The sequence below is a fragment of the Marisediminitalea aggregata genome (genome assembly GCF_900129565.1).
In the GTDB taxonomy this organism is placed as follows: domain Bacteria; phylum Pseudomonadota; class Gammaproteobacteria; order Enterobacterales; family Alteromonadaceae; genus Alteromonas; species Alteromonas aggregata.
Genome location: NZ_FQWD01000002.1, coordinates 194,933 through 216,971, shown reverse-complemented (window position 1 = coordinate 216,971; position 22,039 = coordinate 194,933). Strand labels below are relative to the sequence as shown.

Sequence of the window (22,039 nt, the reverse complement as noted above, 5' to 3'; positions counted from 1 at the left end):
TGTGTAGTGGATAACAGCTTTGTTCAAATCGTCTTACTCATGCTCATTGCAGTCGTAAGTGTCGCTGTGTTCAAGCGTATTCACCTGCCACCCATTCTTGCTTACCTGTTTGCCGGTGTGATTGCCGGACCCAGCGGAATATCGCTGTTTGCGCATCCTGAAGAAATGCACCTGCTGGCTGAGGTCGGCATCGTATTCTTACTCTTTTCACTCGGCTTAGAGTTCTCGCTGCCAAAACTGTTAGCAATGCGATCGTTAGTATTTGGTGCCGGGCTGTTGCAGATGCTGACTACCACTTTACTGGGATGTCTTGTGGTATTAATGGTGACCGATGTGTCTGTGTCTGCCGCCATTGTACTCGGTGGTATGCTCGCGCTGAGTTCAACGGCCATTGTAATTAAACAGGTTACCGAGATGGGCATTTTGAATAATGTCCGAACGCAACTGGCTATTAGTATCCTGTTGTTTCAGGACCTGGCGGTCGTCCCATTCCTGATTGTTATCCCGCTGCTTTCCGGTGCCGACTCGTCCAGTCTTGCCTGGGCGTTAAGCCTCGCATTGGTAAAAGGGGTCGTCGTAGTGGCGGTATTGATGTCAGTGGGTAAGTGGCTACTTCCCTGGGTATTCAGAGAAGTCGCTCGTACCCGCACCGATGAGTTATTTGTCCTTACCACCATTCTGGTTGCGCTTCTGGCTGGTGGCCTGACTTACGCATTTGGTCTTTCTATGGCTTTAGGCGCATTTCTGGCCGGTATGATGCTGGGTGAAAGTCAGTACAAATATCAGCTTGAAGCGGATATCCGTCCCTTCCGGGATATTCTTATGGGGTTGTTCTTCGCCACCGTGGGTATGCAGTTGGAATTGCGCGTGTTATTCGAATTCTGGTACTGGATAATTCTGGGCGTAGCCTTATTAATGGTGACAAAAGTGGTGTTGGTGCGCATATCCGCCAGTTTATTTGCCATGTCCAGCGTCGATGCCTGGTCGGCCGGTATCAAGCTTTGTCAGGTGGGCGAATTTAGTTTTGTTATTGCGGCACTGGCTAATTCTCACGGGGTCATTACGCCTACCCAGTCATCTGTTATTGTATGTATTGGTGTTATTAGCATGGCGCTCACGCCGTATCTTATCGAGCGCAGTCTGGAAATTGCGCAATGGCTTGCCCCGGACAAGCGGGCCTTGCATACCCTGGAACAACCTGTCTTTGAAGCTGAAGACATTCGCGAGCACGTTGTGATCTGCGGGTTTGGTCGGGTAGGGCAGTCGGTGGCCAGAATGCTCGACATGGAAGATGTGGAATACGTTGTGGTTGATGTCGATCCTATTCGGGTACATGAAAGTCGCAGTGCCGGTGAGCCGGTTATTTTTGGAGACGCCACACAAAAAGACATTCTGTTAAACGCCGGCATAACGGATGCGAAGCTGGTACTGATTACGTTTTCTGACGCTGAGCAAGCTAAATTGGTTATCGATGCTGCGCGGCAATGCCGGGAAGATATTGACGTGATGGTTCGAACCTACCGCGACGCTGAATTGGACGCGCTTTACAAAGCGGGTGCGAGTCAGGTTGTACCTGAATTACAAGAAGGCAGTCTGATGCTGATTACTCAGGTCATGCATTATGCGGGTATACCCATGTCACGCATTCTACGACGGGTGCGGGAAGAGCGAAAAGGGCGTTATGACCACTTGCACGGTTTTTATCCGGGGGAAACAACGGAAATCAGTTATGGGACTGCGGATAAGCTTGAGTTTATGCACGCTGTGGTATTAGGCGCCGACGCGTTTGCGATTGGCAAAACCATTGCTGAGTTGGGTAAATTAACGGAAAAAGTAAAGATAAAGTCTATTCGTCGTGGAACGGTTGACTGGGATCCTGCTGACTGGCATCAGGCCCTGGCGTCGGGTGATGTTGTGGTTGTTGCGGGTAAGCCACGGCGCGTTGAACGCGCCGAGCGATATTTACTGGAAGGGGATTAAGCGACTTTGTCTTGTTCCAGATCTTTGAACTGCTTGTTCAGGTCATAGCTGGAGTCGGTCACGATCTTTTCCAGCGTCGCAATACGTTCCTTTAACGCAGAGACTTCATTCTCAAGTGCAGCTACCTTGCCGTTATCGGCATTTTCTGCATGGCGGTATTTTTGTTTGATCAATGTAACAAACACACCGGCTACGATGGCCACAATGGCAACAGCTGCTGTAAAAAAGCTCATTTTCTTTCCCTTCTTAATTAACCAGTAAAGCGTTTCGCAATAGGTATCCCAACGTCAATGTTTTATAATAGGGCAACTTTTATCGTTTGTATAAAAATTGTTCTGCATCTATTGCTGGCAATAGTAAACAGAACTTGCCCGCGTTGGTGTCACTGTATTGCGTAAAGTATTTCATTGTAGCCTTAGCAACAACGTAATATGAACGTTATACAGCAAATTGTTCGCCAATATTATAAAGTTCAATAAAATCAATATAATACCGTTTTTTTGGCGATAAAGCGCCAATATCTTATAGCGGTATTGACGAACCAATAGGTTTATTTTGCCAATGAGTGAGCAAATTCACCAAGACGAACACTGGATGCGCTATGCCCTTGAGCTGGCAGGAAAAGCTGAACAAGCAGGTGAAGTGCCTGTGGGAGCTGTGGTGGTTGCCGACAACACCGTGATCGGCGAAGGCTGGAATACCCCCATCAGTGATCACGATCCGTCCGCTCATGCTGAACTTAAGGCCATTAGAATGGCGGCCGGTAACCGTGCCAACTACCGGGTAATAGATGCCACACTGTATGTTACGCTGGAGCCCTGCCCAATGTGCGCAGGTGCACTGGTGCATAGTCGCATTTCCCGTGTGGTATTTGGGGCTTTCGATGAAAAGACCGGCGCGGCAGGCAGTGTTATGCAATTATGCCAGCATGAGGCACTTAATCATCAACTCGATGTAACAGGCGGCGTGATGGCCGAGCAGTGTGCAACAATGATTTCAGACTTTTTTAAGCGGCGTAGAGCGGAGAAGAAAGCAGCGAAAAAGCAGGCTTAGTTGGGTTTTGCTGGGAACAACAATTCAAACGCTAAAAATTGGCGGCGGCGCTGAAAAATCTTCTGATGTGTTTTACGCGACTGAAAACGTCTGCGATGGCTATGTTTCATATTTATTCCTTACTATTTCTTTAAATTTCTTACCTGGTCACTATGACCGACTTGTTTATGCTACGAAAGTTATATGAAGGTGATGTGACAAAAAAACAAGCCGGGTGACATGATTACCTGCACAATGTCATTCATATTGACTGTTTGGTCAAGAAATTTCGAAAAAGTTCCCTAAAAATAAACGCTGTAGCGCTATTGATTTTGCTTTTCGAGTAGCTGAAGCGTGTCTGAAAAATGCATTACCCAATCGACATACCGGACGGCTAAAGGGCCATCGGCATAGCCATATCGCGTTTTTTGGTAACTATCTGGCGTTGCTAACAAGGTCGTCTGTTGTTTGATGTTGGCCCAAAGAAACGGTTCTGCGCCATTTTGCTGAGTCAGATAAATGGCGTCCTGCATGTGCTCCTGGCCCAGTACATAGGCCGCTAACATCACTAGTTGCTTATCAGGCAACTGCAGCCTGGCTGGTAATTTTCTGCTTATCTCAGACAAATAGGCATCCAGTGCCTGCACAAGCGCCTGTTGTGAAAAAGGCCGCTCCAGCGCTAAAGGTGTCGTCATGCTTAGCGGCATCCTGAATGGCGCGGGAGGCGTTGTGGTGGCAGATTTATCGCCAATGGCCAGTTGCCGGTCAGCATAGTGAATAGCGGCCAGCAAATACCAGGGAAAAGTCTGGCCGGGAAAACTAAAAGTGTTTTTTAGCAATTCGAGGTGTGGCTGGCTGTCAGCGATAAACTGACGGGTAGGTAGCGGTCCATTCAGACGTTGGGTTACTGCGGGTAAAGAGAGTGCCAAGGTTAAAGAGTGGTTGACTCGGCTGCGGTGAGTAAAATCAAAGAGTGCAGCGCGTAACAGCGGAGCATTGGCCATGAGCGTCCACTGGTGTGGCAATGTGGCCGGTACCGGCTTGGTTTCAAGTGGTTGAGGGGTATGATGTTGAACCTGATTTAACCATTGTTCTGGTAAGACTGCACATGGGAGTGAGCGGGCAGCTACTTTCTTTACTATCGACTCTACTGGTACAGCAGGTAAAACGCTGTGATCCTCACGACAGTCTGAAGCGGATTCAGGTTGGCCGATTACAAGCTGTGGACGCTGCTGATAGACCGGGCCGGTTGTGTACGCTGGAGGCAAAATATCGGGAACGGATAGTGGCGCGGCCGCGTCAATCAGCCCTGCTGCTAAGGCATCTTGCAATTCGTCGTAATGGTAAAAATGACGAACATTCAGCGAGACACCCAGATAATCTGCAAACCCTTTGGCGAGGGCGATGTTTTCACCCTGATAACCCGCACGTCCAATGGTATCGCCAACCGGGCTATTAATAACACCCACCCGCAGTTGATTGGATTCAAGTATGTCCGGTAGAGTGGCGGCTATCAGTGAATCAGACTGTGTGAGTGCGAACAGGGCACAAAGCGTCCGTCTTATTGAGCGCCGCAATCGGCTGCATTTTTTAAAGCGCAATGTCATTGTTATATGGCCGTACAGCTGTGGTGTATATGAGTTTCGGCAATGCATTGCGAAACAGACAAAAAATATCCCATAGATTACCGCTTAGCGGTTATCAAGCCGCTGCTTTTCCACTATAATCCGCGCCACACGACTTCACAACCAGAACCCTGCTTTTTGCTTAGCGTTTAAACAGCGGGCGTTCTCACAATTTGGGTAGCTTAATATGTTGGTCCTACGCGGCGCACCTGCATTATCTGACTTTCGTACAGCAAAACTAATTCAACGGTTGGCAAATGCTGGCGTTAAGGTAACTCACCTCTACAGCGAATTTGTGCATCTGGTCTCCGCCAGTCAGGCACTGAGTAATGCCGAGCAGGTAGTCCTGAATAAACTGTTAACTTACGGACCAAAAGCCTCGCAGGAAAGCGCACAAGGCAACCTGTTCTTTGTTACCCCTCGCCCGGGTACGATTTCACCCTGGTCTAGTAAAGCCACCGATATTGCCCACAACTGTGGTCTGGCAGCGGTAGAACGTGTTGAACGCGGCTGTGCTTATTACGTGGAAGTAGAAGGCGAAGTATCGGACGAAACGCGCGCACTCATTGCAGCTCAATTACATGACCGTATGACTGAGAGCGTATTCGGTACACTTGACGAAGCGAGTGTGCTGTTCGAAAAAGCTGAGCCCAAGGTGTTCACTTCGGTCGACATTCTGGCCAATGGCCGCGAAGCATTGGCATCAGCAAACCAAACCCTTGGTTTAGCGTTGGCCGAAGACGAAATTGATTATCTTTACGAAAACTTTGTAAAGCTGGGTCGTAACCCGAACGACATCGAACTTTATATGTTCGCGCAGGCAAACTCAGAGCACTGCCGTCACAAAATTTTTAACGCCGACTGGACCATCGACGGTGAAGTACAGCCTAAGTCGCTGTTTAAAATGATCAAGAACACATTCGAAGTGTGCCCTGAATACGTTCTCTCCGCTTACAAAGACAATGCGGCGGTAATGCAGGGGTGGCAGGCTGGCCGTTTCTTCCCTGAGCCACAGTCTCATGAATACATGTACCACCACGAAGACATTGCGATCCTGATGAAGGTCGAAACGCATAATCACCCCACTGCGATTTCGCCATTCCCTGGCGCTGCTACAGGTTCAGGTGGTGAGATTCGTGATGAGGGTGCTACAGGACGCGGTTCCAAACCAAAAGCGGGTCTGGTCGGTTTTACTGTGTCAAACCTGAAGCTGCCAGATGCAGTTCGCCCGTGGGAAATAGACTACGGCAAACCATCGCGTATTGTTAGCGCGCTGGATATTATGATTGAGGGCCCACTGGGCGGTGCTGCGTTCAACAACGAATTTGGCCGTCCAAACCTGCTGGGTTATTTCCGTACTTATGAGCAGGAAGTGACCAGTTTTAATGGCACCGAAGTCCGTGGTTACCATAAGCCAATCATGCTTGCTGGTGGTTTGGGTAACATTCGTCAGGATCACGTTGAGAAAGGCGAGATCACAGTAGGCGCCAAGCTGATCGTGCTGGGTGGCCCGGCAATGAATATCGGTCTTGGAGGCGGCGCAGCCTCTTCAATGGCATCAGGCCAGTCAAGTGAAGATTTGGATTTTGCCTCTGTGCAGCGTGACAACCCTGAAATGGAGCGCCGCTGTCAGGAAGTCATTGATGCCTGTTGGCAACTGGGCGACGACAACCCCATTCAGTTCATTCACGATGTGGGTGCGGGTGGTCTGTCTAACGCTATGCCAGAACTGGTTAATGACGGTGGTCGTGGCGGTCGTTTTGAACTGCGCAAAGTGTTGTCAGACGAGCCGGGCATGTCACCACTGGAAATCTGGTGTAATGAATCCCAGGAACGTTATGTGCTTTCTGTTGCACCTGAGAAACTGCCTGTATTTGAAGCTATTTGTAAGCGTGAGCGCGCGCCGTTTGCGGTAATCGGTGAAGCCACAGAAGAGCAACACCTGTTACTGAACGACGAACATTTCGACAACCAGCCAATTGATTTGCCGCTGGACGTATTGTTAGGTAAAGCGCCTAAAATGCATCGCGACGTGGCGTCGGCAACGCAGGCATCGCCTGAATTAGACCGCAGTGAAATCACACTGTCGGATGCCGCCGAGCGCTTATTGCGTTTGCCAACCATCGCAGAGAAAACCTTCCTGATCACCATTGGTGACCGCAGTGTAACGGGTTTAGTCAGCCGCGATCAGATGGTCGGCCCCTGGCAGGTACCTGTTGCAGACGTTGCGGTAACCGCGTCAGCGTTTGACACTTATCATGGTGAAGCGATGGCGATGGGTGAGCGTACGCCGGTTGCCTTACTCGACTTTGCCGCCTCTGCGCGTTTGGCGGTTGGTGAGTCAATTACCAATATTGCCGCAGCGCACATTGGCGACATGAAACGCATCAAATTGTCTGCAAACTGGATGTCCGCAGCGGGACACCCGGGTGAAGATGCCGGTTTATACGAAGCCGTTAAAGCCGTGGGTGAAGAGTTGTGCCCGGCTTTAGGCCTGACCATTCCGGTGGGCAAAGACTCGATGTCGATGAAGACCGCCTGGCAGGACGAGCAGGGCAACGACAAAGCGGTTACGTCTCCGCTGTCGCTACTGATTTCAGCATTTGGTGCGGTAACCGATATTCGCCGCACGGTAACCCCTCAGCTTCGTACCGACAAAGGCGACACGCGTTTGTTATTGGTTGATTTGGGGGCAGGTCAAAACCGTTTAGGCGCCAGCTGTCTGGCTCAAGTCTACAATCAATTGGGCAAAACGCCGGTTGATTTGGACTCTCCGGCACTGTTAAGCAACTTCTTTAACGCTATTCAGGCATTGCTGGCAGACGGCAAGCTGTTGGCATACCACGACCGTTCAGACGGCGGTTTATTTGTCACTGTGGCTGAAATGGCATTCGCAGGAAAAACCGGTGTTACCGTAGCCCTTGATGATTTGGGCGCGGACGATCTGGCTGCACTGTACAGTGAAGAACTGGGCGCAGTCATTCAGGTTAGTGAAAGTGCGCTGGAAGACGTGTTGGCGGTATTTAAGCAGCACGATCTTGCTTCGGTTACCCACGTAATTGGTGAGCTTAACCAGAATGATACAGTAACCTTCACCCGAAATGGTGACACGGTACTGTCTGATTCACGTGTGGCGTACCGCACAATCTGGGCTGAAACTACCTATGCCATGCAAACCCTGCGTGACAACCCAAGCTGTGCGGAACAAGAACACAAAGCGAAACAGGACGCGGCCGACCCGGGTCTGCATGCGAAGTTGAGCTACGATATTAACCACGACGTGGCAGCGCCTTACATTGCTAAAGGCATTCGTCCGCGTATTGCTATTCTGCGTGAGCAGGGCGTGAACTCGCACCTTGAAATGGCGGCAGCGTTTAACCGCGCTGGCTTTACTGCGATTGATGTTCACATGAGTGACGTGTTGAGTGGTGCAGTTACGCTGGATGGCTTCAAAGGGCTTGCGGCCTGCGGTGGCTTCTCATACGGTGACGTACTGGGCGCCGGTGAAGGCTGGGCGAAATCCATTCTGTTTAATGAATTGGCCAGTGAACAGTTCGCGGCATTCTTTGCCCGTCAGGACACGTTCAGTCTGGGGGTATGTAATGGCTGTCAGATGCTGTCTAACCTGAAATCGCTTATTCCTGGTACCGAACACTGGCCACACTTTGTAACCAACCAGTCAGAGCGTTTCGAAGCGCGGGTGGCGATGGTTGAAGTGATGGAGTCCAAGTCGGTGCTGTTCGACGGCATGGCAGGCTCGCGCATGCCAATTGCGGTATCTCACGGTGAAGGCCGCGCAGAGTTTGCCAGCGATGGCGCATTACATGCTGCACAGCCTCACGTAGCGCTGCGTTATGTGAATAACTACGGCGATGTCGCCAGTCAGTATCCTGCTAACCCGAATGGCTCTCCAATGGGGATCACGGGCTTAACCAGTACCGACGGCCGCGCCACAATCATGATGCCGCACCCAGAGCGGGTATTCCGCGCAGTGGCGAATTCATGGCGTGCTGACGAGTGGAAAGAAGACTCGCCATGGATGCGTATATTCCGCAATGCACGTGTGTTTGTAGAATAATTTCAAAAATATGACGGTAAGGTGTCAAAAATTTGTCCAGACACCTTGCCAGCATTTCAATATTGCTTTAAATTAGTGCAATCAGTATGGAATGCTGAATGGTTACAAGGACTTGTAGGGGTTGAGTTATCATCGCTGTCTACCTCCTAGCAGTGGTCTTGGCATAATAAGAGACGAACATGAATCGTTCTAGTAAAGGTTTCGGTTTGACCGGTGTTGCAATCGCGGTATTGTTTATGATCGTTACTGCAGCATTCAGCACGTCGGCTCAATCCAGCGAAATCAGCAACAACGCAGAACATATCACTTCAAAGTAAGTAATAAAATCAAATAATTACGATAATTCGGCCAGTCCTGGCAGGTTATCGCTTTGCCTGTTTTTCGCGATTTATCATTTTCTGATTCGGATGCTTTTTCAACAGTACGTAGGTTGCACCTAAGCCGCCGTGTTGCGGTTGTGCTGTGTGAAAAGCAATGACGATATCCAATTGCGGCAGCCAGTGTTTGACGTAAGATTTTTTCAGTGCGGGAAACGGTTTGCTTTGTTCACCTTTACCATGCTGGATAAGCAGCGTGCGCACACCGCGCTGGTGAGCGGCCTCCAGTTTTGTGTAAAGTAACTGGCTGGCATCTTTAAGCGACAAGCCATTCAATGACACTTTTTGTTCAATGTCGTATTTACCCAATCGCAGGTTTTTATACACACCATCCTGAATTCCGGGTTTCTTGTACTCCAGGTAATCCAGCGGATCGACCGGCTTCACCCCTTCCATGGTAAAGGGATTTAAGCGCTGTTGGTTCGCGGCAATTGCTTCACGGCGCAGTTGTTTGGCAAGCGTTTGTTGGGTGTTATCCAGGCGCACGCGGTCGTCCGGTTTAATCGGTTTCACGTCGCCCATTTCCTGTAAGAAATCCTGAAAATCGTCGTTGTGATCGTACATAACACCCTCTTCACTACTGCTATTATACTGCTTGCCGGGTTGTCTTGATCAACCGCGTCTCGGCAAATCACATTTTATTTTCATGCCGAGTGAGTAATGCCAGTAATAAATACCCTATTGATATCACGAATACAACCAGCGTGACCTTCGGATTAAAGCCTTGCACACACGCCACGCTGAAGTAACCGATCATAATCGTAGTTAATCTGCGGTAATTGTTTGTGCTTAACCCGGATTTTAAAAAGTGTGCTGCCAGACGAACTGCATTGGTAAAGAGTATTGTTCAACGGTGTGATGTTTAACACTGTATCTTGGAGGCGTTTAACGTGGTGTTTGTAAATACCGGTTTTGCAGGTGTAATGGCGTCCCCACCAGGAATCGAACCTGGATCTAAGCCTTAGGAGGGCCTTGTTTTATCCATTAAACTACAGGGACGAGATCGGTATCATAACCAGTCTGCCGCGCTATGTTAACTATCGTCCTGTCAATACGGGTTTATTTGCTGATTATTTGTACGTTGTTGTAAGCTGACACACTGTTCACGCTGTTTAAAAGGAAGTCGACATGATTAATTCACTGACTCTGGAGCTACTCCCCGTCCACAGCAAAGAAGATCAGCGTCTGCGAGTTATGGTCGACGGTAAACCCTTGTTATCCATGTTTGAGACCTATGAGTCGCGCTTCACTGATACCATTGCGGGTGCCTATACAGACTGGCTTACCGTTGGCGATCTCAAGCTTCGAATGCTGAGCAGCGGAGAGCGTTTTATGCCATTGGCGTGTGACTGTGGAGAATGGGAGTGTTGGTTCGTTACCGGTGCTGTTCACATCAGTAATGGTTTCGTCAGTTGGCATCAATGGCGAAATCCCTATCGGGATAAGCAAGTTAAACCAACCAACGAACACTGGTGTTATAAGGACTTTCCTTCAATCGTATTTGAGGAGTCGCAATACAGAGCGACAATAGCCGACGCTATTGCCGCGTTGTAGAACCGTTATCGTTTTGCCACAAAGTCATTAGGCTGAATATTACCCAGCAGGCTGTCGTCGCTGGCAGTGACTAACGCATTGTCAGCATAGGCTTCAACAACGGTTACCGTGACAGGGTGAATGCGGTATTGCAAGAACGTCTCTCCGCGGGGGTTATTGACCTCCTGAATTTGATACAACGCCAGTTCATCACCTACCATAACGCCGTGCTGGCGCCCTAACGACACTGACAGACTGTTGTTGGCAACAACCTGAATTACCCGCCCCGTTGCCGGCACACAGGCCAACGACAAATCAATATCGCTCTGCATTTGCTGGATTTGCTCTTGCAGTGACTGACCAAACGCACTTTGCCAGAAGGCATGCGTACTCGCGTCTAATTGTGCAAACTTATCGAATTCCCACGCAGCAGACATACTATAAGTTTTAGAAAAGACCGGGGCGCCATTTACACCATCAATAAGTTCGGTCTTAAAGCGAAAGCTGCGGGTTGGCGCATTGTCTTTCCAGAATGCTAACGCTGAATGCTGCGGACGATGCACACTGATGTCTTCTATAACGCCAGTCAAAACAAATTGCGCCTGAGTTTGTGCTGCCAGTGCTGTGGCTTGAGCTCTCACCTGACGAGCTTGCCACCTAACAGTATACGGCTCAATCGTGCTTATCACACCGTATTGGGCTGTGGTGTCAAAGGCGTATTGCAGTTTTTGCGCAAGTTGCTGACCAATTTCCTGAATTTGCCCATCCTGAGTGTGCTGACGTTCCATTACGGGAAAATAACTGGTTGCGATGGTTTTGGTATAGCCGGCCGACGCGCAATGTTGATCTGTGGGAAAAATATCGGCACGGACACGCACCGTCACGAAGTCGTCGTGCCAGGTTTCTGACACCAGTTGCAGCTCTTTTACTTCGCCTGAGGCAGAAATTTCCATGCGCTCGCTGTTAAGCAGGCCATTGGTTAGTTGCTGGACACTGGTTACTGATGCCCCGGCGAACAACATCGCCTGTCTCAATGCTTCCTGCGTGGCCTGTTGCTTGGCTTGTACCTTGTTGCCGTTAAGCACGGCCGCTTGCCCCTGAGTTTCAAACCAGGCGGCATAAGATTGCCCACACAGGCAAGTAAACAGGCAGAATGCCGCCCATAAAGACCGGCTGACGCCCGCTGCAAAATTCGACTTATTGCACATATTCATACTCAATCGCTGCGTGTTACCTTCATCGTCGAAGCCTGTTAGTACTGGCTTCATACGTGTATACGGTGCATTTTCTGTGCTTCGTACACGGGTTATTCGACACAGACAGTGTCAATTTATACACACTGATAGCATTTTTTGTTCCGTATTTTACCTGGGCACGGTTATTGCGTAGTCATTGCCATTACGTTGGTCATTAAACGGTGCAATACATTATGATTTTTTTGCAAATGTCTACTCAGGTTCTACGTTCACTGGCTGTCGTTGTCGCAGTGCTCATTGCAACAGGCTGTACGTCGATGTTCGACAAACACGTAGAGTGGGAAACCGTTGAGCCAACGGAGTATCCGGTACTTACCGCAGTAGGTTATGCGCCTATCGGCTCGCAAATGGGCGTGAATGATGCGGAAAAAAATATTATGGCGATGAAAGCCTCCAAGCTTGATGCTTATCGCGAACTGGCCGAGCAGGTATACGGGCAGCGTATCAATGGCAAACAGTCACTGGCAAACATGGTGATTAATAATGCCCAGCTTCAGGCTTCCGTAGAAGGGGTAATTCGCGGAGCAAAAGTGGTAAAAGCCTATCCGGTAGGTGACGACACCTATGCAACCGAACTGCAGTTAGACATGCAGCAGGTATATAATATTTATTTGTCTACAGCACGCCCGCAGCGGGTGAAGAACGTGCGTTACTATTAACTGATATTCGCCGACAACTGAATTCTTGAACGTGGTGAACTGAATCCGGCTACTTGCCCTTCTGTGCGGATGTGTGTTCGCTTGCTATAGTTATTCCGAACAATAAAAAGGCCATTTGGAAACCGGCCTTAATTAACGACGGAATTATCATGAGAACATCACTTCTGGCGGTCCCTTTTGCGATCGCGAGCTGTTGCAGCCTGATCGGTTGCAGTAGCACGACTTTAACTCCCTCTCAGTCTGCGAGTCAATCCGCACAGGCAATCACCGTGGCGACAGCGGATAGCCTGCTTACCGACTTCCTGGACAAGGAATGGCAACGCTTCATTACCCAGAACCCTGAAATGGCCAGTTATTACCGATTGGGTGATGAGAAGCTTCACGGCCAATGGAGTGACTTGTCTATGGCTGCCATCCAGCGCCGTCACGAGGAAGACAAACAAGCGCTGTCCCGATTATACGCTATAGACAAAGAGGCGCTTTCCGAACAGCAACGACTGAATTATGACTTGTATAAGTGGCAGTTAGAAATGGCCATCGATGAGCATCAGTTCCAATCGTATCTAATGCAGGTTAATCAGCGAGGCGGGGTGCAAACCCTTGATAACTTTGCCAACTACGTTCCTCTGAACAGTGTAGCCGATTATGAGCGTTGGCTGTCGAGATTAGAAGCGTTGCCAACACTGGTTCAACAGACCACCGCTTTAATGCAGTCAGGTATTGAAAAGGGTGTCATGCCGCCGCGTGAAACCTTGTCGAGAGTCTCAGGGCAGCTTGCCAAACAATTGGTCGACAATCCTGAAGACAGCCTGTTTTACAAAGCCTTTAAAACACTGCCTGACGCGTTTAGTGAGCAGGATAAACAGCGTTTGCAAAGCCGGGCCAAACAGGTGCTGGCCAGTCAGGTTATTCCCGCGTACCGGGAATTTACTACCTTCTTTAACGACACCTACTTGCCGGCGTGCCGGGACACCCATGGTTTGTCGGACATTCCTAAAGGCCGTGAATTTTATGAACACCTGGTGCGTTATTTCACGACCACAGCGCTGACACTGGATGAGATACATCAGATAGGCCTGCAGGAAGTGGCAAAAAACCGAGCTGCGATGATGGACATTATCGACGAGGTTGGCTTTGAAGGTGGATTCGATGCATTTATTCATTTCTTAAGAACGGATCCGCAATTTTATTATGAGACGCCTGAAGCCCTGTTTGATGCTTATTTAGCGGTGAGTAAGCGGCTGGATCCCGAGTTGGTAAAATTATTCGGGAAATTGCCGCGCATGCCATATGGGTTAAAAGCCATACCTGACGCAGTTGCCCCGGATACAACAACCGCATATTACCAACCTCCGTCGGCCGATGGCCTCCGTGCTGGCTACTATTTTGTGAATCTGCACGAGCCCGGTACGCGGCCAAAATATGAAATGGAAGTACTCAGTGTGCACGAGGCGGTACCGGGGCACCACTTGCAAATTGCACTGCAAATGGAACTGGGGGATTTGCCTATGTTTCGCCGGTTACAGGGATTCACTGTATTCATAGAAGGGTGGGGCTTGTACAGCGAGCGGCTCGGCTATGAGATGGGCTTGTATCAGGATCCTTACTCGCGATTCGGTCAGCTTACTTATGACATGTGGCGAGCAGTGCGACTGGTCGTTGATACCGGTATTCATTACAAAGGTTGGACACGTCAGCAAGCCATTGACTACTTCACGCAAAATGCGGCAAAGAGCAAAGAAGATATCGTCAACGAAATTGACCGCTACATTACCATGCCGGGTCAGGCGCTGGCCTATAAAATCGGGCAACTCAAACTACTCGAATTGCGAGAGCAGGCGGAAATCACGCTCGGCGATAAGTTTGATATCCGGGATTTCCATGACGTGGTGTTAGGTTCGGGCTCAATTCCATTAAACGTGCTTGAAGCGAATGTACAGCAGTGGATTAGCGAACAGCAGTAAAAGGAAAGACAGGGGGCAGCCTGTTAAATCAGGCGCTCACGCCCTTGCCGGAAAAGCCGCCTTTTTTCTTACCGGCTTTGTCGTAGGTAAGCGATTCTTTGGCGCGTACTTCCATCATCAGGTTACGCAAATGTGCAAGCCTAAGCTGACCTTGCTCTACAGCAACCTGATTAACTTCAGTACAGTACTGACATTCGCTCAACAAGGTTTTGGCCTGTTCGACCAGTTCGTTGAGTTCAGACGACAAAGGCGCTTCTTGTTGAAGCGCCTTTAATTGAGGGTTTACGGTTTCATCAAGGTGTTGGATATCTGACAGGAGCTGCTCTTTGTCTTTTAACAATGTCATGAGCGACTCTGCATCTCTGGAACTAATCAAATGCAATTCTTTTTCCAGCAGCGCTTTTAGCGCTGAGAGCTGTTCGATTTGCTTTGCCAGTTGTTCAGAGATTGTTGTAGCCATTGTGACCTGTTTTCTAAGACTTCAGCCCAAAAATTTCAGATTCCAACCGCGCGATTTTCTTCGCTAGCGATTGCGGATCAACTTTATACTCACCACTTTGAATGGCTTTCTTCAGTTTGTCGACCTTTTCTTGATTTACCGGCGCATCTGCGCTTTTCTTCTGCACCTGACTAAGCTGCTGCGCAGACTGCGTCAACGACACCGAGTCCTGACGGGGCGCGGTGGTTGCCTGTTGTGCCTGAGCAGTTGCCGATTGTTTAGCTGCAGACTGATTCTGTTGGGTTTGCTGCTGCGTATTGACTTTGTTATTGTCAACAGGCGCTTTGGGTAACCCATTGTTTACGTTATTAATTGCCATAATTAATTTCCACTACCTTTGAAACCTCAGTATATATATCGGCCAAAGGCGGATTATCTTTAGATCTAATTACAACTAAATTCTTACTTGTGCTTTGCCAAGCATATCATAAATTTACAACGACTTCCTGCGTACTCGCGACTTCGGCGACGACTGTTTTTCTGGAGTTGCTGTTTTCGACTCTGATGGTGTCACCAATCACACCATCCTGCTGAGCAATGCCGGATGTTTTAACGGCCATGCCTGCGGCGCGAGCACTAATGGTAATTCTATCGCCTTTGCATACAAAACACAGCATATTACTTTGCACGGGTTGACCTTCCCGCACCCGGTATTTCAATCGAGCGCCGACAACCGCATCGACTGACGTGTAAGGTGTGTGGCGGAGCTGCTTTATATCAACTTCGGCCAATGTCACATTGCCGGCAGAAATAACCGTATTCGGACTAATCATACTGGCCGTCACCACAATCGTGCGGGTACGGGTGACTTTGGCCGTGGTGAACAGGTACCAGTTATTGTCATTGCAACTCACTCTTACGGTCAGATAGCTTTGTGAGAGGGTGGCGGAATCAACGTCATACTCAAACGGCAGGCTACAATCCGGAATCTTGATACGGCTGTCTACCGGTGTGACATCAATTAGCAGATTGTCGGCAAATTCATCTGTTTGATTCGACTCAAGTTGCCGGGTAATAAACTGTTCTACGCCCAGCGCAATTTTTTCGTGTTGAGACACGGGGTTTTGTTGGGCAATTGCCTGAAAGTGAGCTATTGTGATAGCTGCAGTCAAGATGAATGCGATGTGAGTGCGTGTAAAAAAACTTTCAAATTTTTTCATGTTCAGATATTTTCATTTTGACTATTATTAAAGTAAATCAGCAAGTTTGATGATGAAAGAGCCTGAATGACAGGTTTTTGACACCGTCGTCAATAACACTAGGGCAGCAAAGTTTGTGCCCACATTTAATACTGAGGTGATGTATGTCTGGAATTTTGGATTCGGTTAATCAGCGCACGCAACTCGTCGGACAGAACCGACTGGAGTTGTTGCTGTTCCGCCTAAATGGCCGACAACGATTCGGAATAAACGTATTTAAAGTTCGTGAAGTACTGCAATGTCCTGCACTCACCTCAATGCCGAAGTTAAATCCGCTGGTGCGTGGTGTTGCTCACATCCGGGGGCAAACCATTTCGGTTATCGACCTGAGTATGGCAACCGGCGGCCGCCGCATAGAAGATTTATCAACCGCCTTTATTGTCATTGCTGAATACAACCGCTCTGTACAAGGCTTCCTGGTCGGGGCCGTTGAACGCATTATCAACACCAATTGGGATGCGATTATGCCGCCGCCTCAGGGTACTGGCCGCGCTAGCTACCTGACTGCGGTCACTGAGGTAGATAAAGAACTGGTTGAAATTCTCGATGTGGAAAAAATCCTCAACGAAATTTCGCCGCTGAATACGGACGTTAGCGCTGAGGTGGCCGATGCGCTGGACACAACAGCGTTTAAAGACAAGATTATTTTCATTGCGGATGACTCTTCTGTTGCCCGTAATCAGGTTAAACGTGCCCTGACAACCCTGGGTCTCGAAATCGAAATGGCAAAAAACGGCCTGGAAGCGCTTAACCGACTAAAAGAGATCGCTGCAGAAACTGGTGATGTCACCGATAAAGTCGGAGTACTGGTTTCCGATATCGAAATGCCGGAAATGGATGGGTATACCCTTACGGCTGAAATTAAGAACACCCCGGAACTGCAAAAACTACACGTAGTTCTGCATACGTCATTGAGTGGTGTGTTTAATCAGGCCATGGTAAAGAAAGTCGGTGCAGACGACTTTATCGCAAAATTCCACCCTGACGAATTGGCTTCAGCCGTACAAAAATGGCTCGGACCCACTGAATAAATTAACGGAGTACTAACCGATTGGTTAATAAGGATGTATCACCCGACGCTTACCGCCGTTTCAGGGAGTTTCTTGAGCAGCAGTGCGGCATAGTACTGGGAGATAACAAGCAGTACCTTGTGCGAAGCCGACTGGCCGGGCTGTTGTATGAACATCAGTTGGCCAGTATGGATGAATTACTGGGGGTTGCTATCTCTGGTCATAATCGTAACTTGCTACAGCAAGTCATCGATGCAATGACCACCAACGAGACGCTCTGGTTTCGAGACTCTTATCCCTTCGACCTGCTGATTAATCAGATATTACCCGAGTTGGCTACAAAACAGCGTCGGTTGCGCATTTGGAGCGCGGCTTGCTCATCAGGGCAAGAGCCGTATTCCATTGGTATGTCTGTACTGGAGTTCCAGCGTAAAAGTCCGGCAGCAAGGAGCCTCAGTGTAGAAATAGTCGCAACAGATCTGTCCAGCAATATGCTGAAAAAATGCGAACAAGGGCTATACGATGAGCTTTCACTGTCGCGAGGTTTGTCGGCAGATCGTCGCCAGCGCTACTTTACACAGCATGAAAGCGGCATGATGCAGGTTAGCCCCGAAGTACGTCGCATGGTGAGCTTTCGCAGCCTGAACCTGCTGCACAGTTATAGCATGATGGGCAAATTCGATATCGTTTTTTGCCGTAACGTGCTGATTTACTTCTCTACCGAGATTAAACAAAAAATACTGCAACAAATTGCCGGACAATTACAACCAGGCGGCATCCTCTTCCTTGGTGCGTCTGAGTCGGTTGCCTCTGCGGCAGAGAGTTACCGCATGGTCAAATGTAATCCTGGTTTGTATTACGCTAAGAAAGACTAGTTAACTTGTTGTATTAAAAGTACTTTGTCTTTTTATCCTCTTTTTTGATATTTGTTGGCACTGCCCTTGCTTAGTCAAGACTAAGTATTAGGAGTAGTGCTCATGGCAATTAATCTAGACAAACTGACCGGCTTCCATCAACAGGCGTTGAATATTCGCAACGACAAAATGGAAGTGATCGCCGGTAACCTGGCGAACGCCAACACCCCAGGCTACAAAGCCCGAGGCATAGACTTCAAACAAGCTATGGCGTCGGCGCAATACAGTAGCGGTCAGAAAATGACACGTACTCACGAAAATCATATCAGCGGTGGCATGACCTCGTCGGCGGAAATCGGTTTCCGCATTCCGTCACAACCGGACACCGGAGACGGTAACACGGTGGAAGTGCAGCGCGAGCGTAACGAATTCTTAGATACATCTATGCGTTATCAGGCCAGCATTCAGTTCCTGGATGGCAAAATTAAAGGCATGAAAAAAGCGCTTAGCGGTGGAGGACAAGGCTAATGAGTTTATTTGATGTTATGTCAATTTCTGCAACGGGTATGCACGCCGAGAGCGTTCGTCTGAATACCACAGCCAGTAACATTGCCAATGCCAATACAGTGAGCAGCAGCGAAGGTGATACATACCGGGCACGCCACGCTGTATTTGCTGCTGAGCTGCAGCGCGCATCCGGTGAACAAATGAAAGGTACTGAAGTGAAAGTACTGGGCGTGGTAGAGAGCAATAAGCCGCTAAATGTCGAATATGCGCCAAACAACCCGTTAGCAGATGAAAATGGCTACATCTACAAGCCAAACGTCAACATCGTTGAAGAGATGGCAGATATGATGTCGGCGTCAAAAGCTTACGAAACCAATATTCAGGTAGCAGATACCACCAAACGCATCTTCCGTCGTGTAATGATGCTCGGCCAAGGCCAGTAATGGCAGGCCTTAAGAGGATAGTATTGTGAGTATAGTTAACACCACAACAGGCTTAACCGACAACTTGTACTGGCAGGAAGAAACGGTCCCGGTTGTCGATGGTTCCGAACAGTCACTGAGTCAGGAAGACTTCTTTGCCTTACTGACTGAGCAGCTGGCCAATCAGGATCCGACCAAGCCGGTAGACAACGATCAGATGGTGTCGCAAATGACCCAGTTCACCACGGCAGACGGTATCAGCAAGCTCAACGAAAAGTTTGAGACGTTCGCAACGTCAATGACCTCAAACCAGGCGCTACAGGCTTCCGGGTTAATTGGCCAGAATGTACTGGTCGAGAGCAACATCGGTCATATGGCCAGTGAAGGCGCGGGTTTAAGTGGTTTTGTGGTTAACGACCAAACTGTGCAGAACATGGAAATTACCATCACCAACCCCAACGGTGAAGTGGTACGCGTTATCAATGCTGGCACCCAGCCGGCAGGTAATATCGAATTTAATTGGGACGGCACTGACAGCAGCGGCAATATTATGCCGCCCGGCGACTACGTGGTCAGTGCATCTGGTGAAGTTAACGGTGAGGGCGTGGCAATTTCTACCGCTATTCACCGTCACGTCAGCAGCGTTAGTCTGGCTAGCAGTAGTCAGGGAATTATTTTGAATTTAGAAGGTGATGTCAGCATTAATCTCAGTGACGTCATTCAAATCGGCAGTTAGTAGGAGAAAGAACTCATGTCTTTTAATATTGCATTAAGTGGCGTATCTGCCGCACAGAAAGATTTGGACACCACCGCCAATAACATTGCAAACGTCAACACGGTAGGTTTTAAAGAGTCACGTGCAGAATTTGGTGATGTGTACGCAGCCTCTTTGTTGGCTGGCGGTAAAACCAAAGTGGGTGACGGTGTACTGACACAAGAAGTCGCGCAGCAATTTACCCAAGGTAGTTTGCAATTTACCAATACCGCACTGGATTTGGCAATTACCGGTAATGGTTTCTTTGCCACCGTGCCTGAAATCACCTCTCGTGATTTCTCATTTACGCGTGCCGGTCAGTTTAAACTGGACTCAGATAACTTTGTGGTAAACAGCGCGGGTGACAACCTGGTGGGTTTCCCGGTTAACTCTGACGGCACAAGTGCGTCAGTGGCGTTAAGTACAACCGTACCCGTGCGTATTCCTGATTCATCGGGCAACCCACAACAAACGTCTGAAGTGGATATTCGAATGAACCTGCCGGCAGGCGACGGAGCGCTGGATCCAGCTAATTTTGATCCGGAGGATCCATTAACGTATAACGCCGCAACATCTGTGACCGTTTATGATTCTTTGGGTGACAGCCATGTTATGACCTACTACTTTATCAAGGACAATGCGGTAGGGACCGACAACGAATGGTACGTTGTTGCTGCGGTAGACGACACCCTGGTTGATATGGTGAATTCGGATGGCACGAATTCGGACCCGACAACAGCGGTTAACAGCGCTGGTACAAACACGGGTAATGGTGTGACTGCCGCGAAACTGATCTTCAGTCAGGGCGGGGAGTTTTCTGGTATCGAATCACCCGACGGCATTGCACAATCAAACCTGAAAATTCAAACCGAAGCCCTTGGCGGCACGATTCTGGCGAATGGCTCAGATCCAACGCAGCAAATCTCTATAGACTTCAACCTTGACCCGAATGGCGCGACTCCGAATGAACCGACGCAGTTTGCCTCTGCATTCGAGGTAACGTCACTGGAACAGGATGGTTTGCCTGTTGGTCGTCTGACCGGCATCGATATCGGTCCTGACGGTCTGGTGCGTGCTACATTCTCAAACGGTACATCAGAGCCAATTGTACGAGTTGCGCTGGTGCGTTTCTCAAACGAACAGGGTCTGACACAGGAAAGCAATACCCAGTGGAAAGAGAGTATTTTGTCGGGTGAAGCGCTTGCCGGTGAAGCGACTACCGGTACATTTGGTGAAATCAACTCATCAGCACTGGAACAGGCAAACGTAAACCTGACCACTGAGCTGATTGACCTGATTATTGCTCAGCGTAACTTCCAGGCTAACTCGCGATCCTTGGAAGTTAACAACCAGCTTAACCAGACTATTCTGAACATCCGATAAGCCTTCGGCATTTCCCTAAAGGGCTGCAACTGCAGCCCTTTTCTTTTATCTCGTTTGTTTTGGCACTTTTGGCATTGCCTTTGCACATTCACTGTTAAGTGTAAATAAAGCGTCAAAAGGCAGTCATGGACAAATTACTCTATATCGCCAGCAGTGGGGCCAATCAGGACCTGGTTGCAACGTCTTTGCGCGCCAATAACCTGGCAAACGCACAGACAAACGGCTTTAAAGCGCAGCTCGAACAGGCCCGATCTATGCCGGTATACGGCGAAGGTTTGCCGACCCGGGTGTTTGCCATGACCGAAAGCCCGACCAACAACTACGAAAGTGGCCCAATGATTCAAACGGGTCGGGATCTTGACGTTGCCGTGCAAGGCGACGGTTGGTTTGCCGTTCAGGACGCGCAAGGTAATGAAGCCTACAGTCGCGATGGTAATTTCCAACTGGGCGCCGACGGTGTGTTAGAAGATGTGCATGGCAATATGGTGATGGGCGACACAGGCCCTATCTTTCTGCCCGTACCGTTGGACAACCTTAATATCGCCGCTGATGGCACTATCTCTATTCGTCCACAGGGCGCGCCAGAGTCTGTGTTGGAAGAAGTCGGGCGATTGAAATTAGTTAAACCAGAATACCGCGACATGGAGCGGGGTAACGACGGTTTATTCCGCATGCAGGACGGCAGTATTGCCCAGGCAGATGAGACTGTGGCTATCCGCACCGGCATGCTGGAAGGCTCGAATGTAAATGCGATTGACGAAATGGTCAATATGCTCAGTTTGCAGCGTCATTACGAGCTGCAAGTCAAAATGATGAAGAAAGCTGACACCCTGGATACTCGCGGCAACATGCTGCTGCGCATCATCTAATCCAGTCGGTATCAACAGAAACAAGGCAGAGGAGAAAT

The 22,039-nt window shown here is 49.1% G+C and carries 21 protein-coding genes and 1 tRNA gene; 14 read left to right on the top strand and 8 right to left on the bottom strand.

Annotated features, from left to right (window positions below; translation table 11 throughout):
- Positions 1-6 precede the first annotated feature (6 nt).
- Positions 7-1,980 (top strand): monovalent cation:proton antiporter family protein, encoded by a 1,974-nt coding sequence (locus tag BUB81_RS05060; protein WP_245819123.1) that lies wholly within the window; start codon positions 7-9, stop codon positions 1,978-1,980.
- On the opposite strand, the gene BUB81_RS05055 is transcribed toward BUB81_RS05060, so the two are convergent.
- Positions 1,977-2,213: a hypothetical protein gene (locus BUB81_RS05055; RefSeq protein ID WP_073319267.1), complete on the bottom strand. Its 237-nt coding sequence runs from the start codon at positions 2,211-2,213 to the stop codon at positions 1,977-1,979. The two genes, BUB81_RS05060 and BUB81_RS05055, sit on opposite strands and share 4 nt — an antisense overlap.
- 328 nt (positions 2,214-2,541) lie before the next feature.
- Here BUB81_RS05055 and tadA point away from each other — a divergent pair, with 328 nt between their 5' ends.
- Entirely contained in the window at positions 2,542-3,033 is a 492-nt protein-coding gene (tadA, locus tag BUB81_RS05050; protein WP_073319263.1) for a tRNA adenosine(34) deaminase TadA, read from the top strand.
- Between the two features lie 302 nt (positions 3,034-3,335).
- Here the strand turns inward: tadA and BUB81_RS05045 are convergent, their stop codons facing one another.
- Positions 3,336-4,481, bottom strand: a complete 1,146-nt coding sequence (locus tag BUB81_RS05045) for a membrane-bound lytic murein transglycosylase MltF (protein ID WP_073319261.1) — start codon at positions 4,479-4,481, stop codon at positions 3,336-3,338.
- A gap of 343 nt (positions 4,482-4,824) precedes the next feature.
- Between BUB81_RS05045 and purL the strand changes: the two genes are divergently transcribed.
- Both purL and BUB81_RS22095 read left to right on the top strand, forming a co-directional pair.
- Positions 4,825-8,715: a phosphoribosylformylglycinamidine synthase gene (purL, locus tag BUB81_RS05040; RefSeq protein WP_073319259.1), complete on the top strand. Its 3,891-nt coding sequence runs from the start codon at positions 4,825-4,827 to the stop codon at positions 8,713-8,715.
- A gap of 179 nt (positions 8,716-8,894) precedes the next feature.
- Positions 8,895-9,032, top strand: coding sequence for a hypothetical protein (locus BUB81_RS22095; RefSeq protein WP_175555767.1), 138 nt, complete (start codon positions 8,895-8,897; stop codon positions 9,030-9,032).
- 45 nt (positions 9,033-9,077) lie between these two features.
- Here the strand turns inward: BUB81_RS22095 and smrA are convergent, their stop codons facing one another.
- The gene (gene smrA / locus BUB81_RS05035; RefSeq protein ID WP_073319257.1) at positions 9,078-9,656 is read right to left on the bottom strand and encodes a DNA endonuclease SmrA; all 579 of its coding nucleotides are present in this window, start codon (positions 9,654-9,656) and stop codon (positions 9,078-9,080) included.
- Positions 9,657-10,016: 360 nt separating this feature from the next.
- A tRNA-Arg gene (locus tag BUB81_RS05030) sits at positions 10,017-10,091 on the bottom strand.
- Positions 10,092-10,220: 129 nt separating this feature from the next.
- Here BUB81_RS05030 and BUB81_RS05025 point away from each other — a divergent pair.
- Positions 10,221-10,646, top strand: a complete 426-nt coding sequence (locus tag BUB81_RS05025) for a hypothetical protein (RefSeq protein ID WP_073319255.1) — start codon at positions 10,221-10,223, stop codon at positions 10,644-10,646.
- A gap of 5 nt (positions 10,647-10,651) precedes the next feature.
- On the opposite strand, the gene BUB81_RS05020 is transcribed toward BUB81_RS05025, so the two are convergent.
- Positions 10,652-11,893, bottom strand: a complete 1,242-nt coding sequence (locus BUB81_RS05020) for a flagellar assembly protein T N-terminal domain-containing protein (protein ID WP_084526239.1) — start codon at positions 11,891-11,893, stop codon at positions 10,652-10,654.
- Positions 11,894-12,138: 245 nt separating this feature from the next.
- Between BUB81_RS05020 and BUB81_RS05015 the strand changes: the two genes are divergently transcribed.
- Both BUB81_RS05015 and BUB81_RS05010 read left to right on the top strand, forming a co-directional pair.
- Positions 12,139-12,540 (top strand): LPP20 family lipoprotein, encoded by a 402-nt coding sequence (locus tag BUB81_RS05015; RefSeq protein ID WP_084526338.1) that lies wholly within the window; start codon positions 12,139-12,141, stop codon positions 12,538-12,540.
- Between the two features lie 149 nt (positions 12,541-12,689).
- Positions 12,690-14,504 (top strand): DUF885 domain-containing protein, encoded by a 1,815-nt coding sequence (locus BUB81_RS05010; RefSeq protein WP_073319253.1) that lies wholly within the window; start codon positions 12,690-12,692, stop codon positions 14,502-14,504.
- A gap of 28 nt (positions 14,505-14,532) precedes the next feature.
- Here BUB81_RS05010 and flgN read toward each other — a convergent pair whose 3' ends face one another.
- The 3 genes from flgN to flgA all read right to left on the bottom strand — a co-directional run bounded on the left by flgN (position 14,533) and on the right by flgA (position 16,061).
- The gene (flgN, locus tag BUB81_RS05005) at positions 14,533-14,964 is read right to left on the bottom strand and encodes a flagellar export chaperone FlgN (protein ID WP_073319251.1); all 432 of its coding nucleotides are present in this window, start codon (positions 14,962-14,964) and stop codon (positions 14,533-14,535) included.
- 13 nt (positions 14,965-14,977) lie between these two features.
- Positions 14,978-15,322, bottom strand: coding sequence for a flagellar biosynthesis anti-sigma factor FlgM (gene flgM / locus BUB81_RS05000; RefSeq protein WP_073319249.1), 345 nt, complete (start codon positions 15,320-15,322; stop codon positions 14,978-14,980).
- A gap of 106 nt (positions 15,323-15,428) precedes the next feature.
- Positions 15,429-16,061, bottom strand: a complete 633-nt coding sequence (gene flgA, locus BUB81_RS04995) for a flagellar basal body P-ring formation chaperone FlgA (RefSeq protein WP_245819122.1) — start codon at positions 16,059-16,061, stop codon at positions 15,429-15,431.
- 245 nt (positions 16,062-16,306) lie between these two features.
- Here flgA and BUB81_RS04990 point away from each other — a divergent pair, with 245 nt between their 5' ends.
- The 7 genes from BUB81_RS04990 to flgF all read left to right on the top strand — a co-directional run bounded on the left by BUB81_RS04990 (position 16,307) and on the right by flgF (position 22,001).
- A complete protein-coding gene (locus BUB81_RS04990) occupies positions 16,307-17,233 on the top strand; it encodes a chemotaxis protein CheV (protein WP_073319245.1) in 927 nt (308 codons plus the stop codon).
- 20 nt (positions 17,234-17,253) lie between these two features.
- Positions 17,254-18,087 (top strand): CheR family methyltransferase, encoded by an 834-nt coding sequence (locus BUB81_RS04985; protein ID WP_073319243.1) that lies wholly within the window; start codon positions 17,254-17,256, stop codon positions 18,085-18,087.
- Positions 18,088-18,189: 102 nt separating this feature from the next.
- Positions 18,190-18,594 carry a flagellar basal body rod protein FlgB gene (gene flgB / locus BUB81_RS04980; RefSeq protein ID WP_073319241.1) on the top strand — a complete coding sequence of 135 codons (405 nt, stop codon included), beginning with the start codon at positions 18,190-18,192 and terminating at the stop codon, positions 18,592-18,594.
- On the top strand, positions 18,594-19,016 hold the full coding sequence (flgC, locus tag BUB81_RS04975; protein WP_073319239.1) for a flagellar basal body rod protein FlgC: 423 nt from the start codon (positions 18,594-18,596) through the stop codon (positions 19,014-19,016). Before flgB ends, flgC begins: the two co-directional genes overlap by 1 nt.
- A gap of 31 nt (positions 19,017-19,047) precedes the next feature.
- Positions 19,048-19,731, top strand: coding sequence for a flagellar hook assembly protein FlgD (flgD, locus tag BUB81_RS04970; RefSeq protein WP_073320943.1), 684 nt, complete (start codon positions 19,048-19,050; stop codon positions 19,729-19,731).
- Positions 19,732-19,746: 15 nt separating this feature from the next.
- Positions 19,747-21,132: a flagellar hook protein FlgE gene (flgE, locus tag BUB81_RS04965; protein ID WP_073319236.1), complete on the top strand. Its 1,386-nt coding sequence runs from the start codon at positions 19,747-19,749 to the stop codon at positions 21,130-21,132.
- Between the two features lie 125 nt (positions 21,133-21,257).
- Positions 21,258-22,001: a flagellar basal-body rod protein FlgF gene (flgF, locus tag BUB81_RS04960; RefSeq protein ID WP_073319233.1), complete on the top strand. Its 744-nt coding sequence runs from the start codon at positions 21,258-21,260 to the stop codon at positions 21,999-22,001.
- Positions 22,002-22,039: the final 38 nt, after the last annotated feature.

Coding starts and splice junctions, on each gene's coding strand:
- BUB81_RS05055 (WP_073319267.1), bottom strand. CDS start 2,213: ATGAGCTTTTTTACAGCAGCTGTTGCCATTGTGGCCATCGTAGCCGGT.
- tadA (WP_073319263.1), top strand. CDS start 2,542: ATGAGTGAGCAAATTCACCAAGACGAACACTGGATGCGCTATGCCCTT.
- purL (WP_073319259.1), top strand. CDS start 4,825: ATGTTGGTCCTACGCGGCGCACCTGCATTATCTGACTTTCGTACAGCA.
- BUB81_RS22095 (WP_175555767.1), top strand. CDS start 8,895: ATGAATCGTTCTAGTAAAGGTTTCGGTTTGACCGGTGTTGCAATCGCG.
- smrA (WP_073319257.1), bottom strand. CDS start 9,656: ATGTACGATCACAACGACGATTTTCAGGATTTCTTACAGGAAATGGGC.
- BUB81_RS05025 (WP_073319255.1), top strand. CDS start 10,221: ATGATTAATTCACTGACTCTGGAGCTACTCCCCGTCCACAGCAAAGAA.
- BUB81_RS05020 (WP_084526239.1), bottom strand. CDS start 11,893: ATGAAGCCAGTACTAACAGGCTTCGACGATGAAGGTAACACGCAGCGA.
- BUB81_RS05015 (WP_084526338.1), top strand. CDS start 12,139: ATGTTCGACAAACACGTAGAGTGGGAAACCGTTGAGCCAACGGAGTAT.
- BUB81_RS05010 (WP_073319253.1), top strand. CDS start 12,690: ATGAGAACATCACTTCTGGCGGTCCCTTTTGCGATCGCGAGCTGTTGC.
- flgN (WP_073319251.1), bottom strand. CDS start 14,964: ATGGCTACAACAATCTCTGAACAACTGGCAAAGCAAATCGAACAGCTC.
- flgM (WP_073319249.1), bottom strand. CDS start 15,322: ATGGCAATTAATAACGTAAACAATGGGTTACCCAAAGCGCCTGTTGAC.
- BUB81_RS04990 (WP_073319245.1), top strand. CDS start 16,307: ATGTCTGGAATTTTGGATTCGGTTAATCAGCGCACGCAACTCGTCGGA.
- flgB (WP_073319241.1), top strand. CDS start 18,190: ATGGCAATTAATCTAGACAAACTGACCGGCTTCCATCAACAGGCGTTG.
- flgC (WP_073319239.1), top strand. CDS start 18,594: ATGAGTTTATTTGATGTTATGTCAATTTCTGCAACGGGTATGCACGCC.
- flgE (WP_073319236.1), top strand. CDS start 19,747: ATGTCTTTTAATATTGCATTAAGTGGCGTATCTGCCGCACAGAAAGAT.
- flgF (WP_073319233.1), top strand. CDS start 21,258: ATGGACAAATTACTCTATATCGCCAGCAGTGGGGCCAATCAGGACCTG.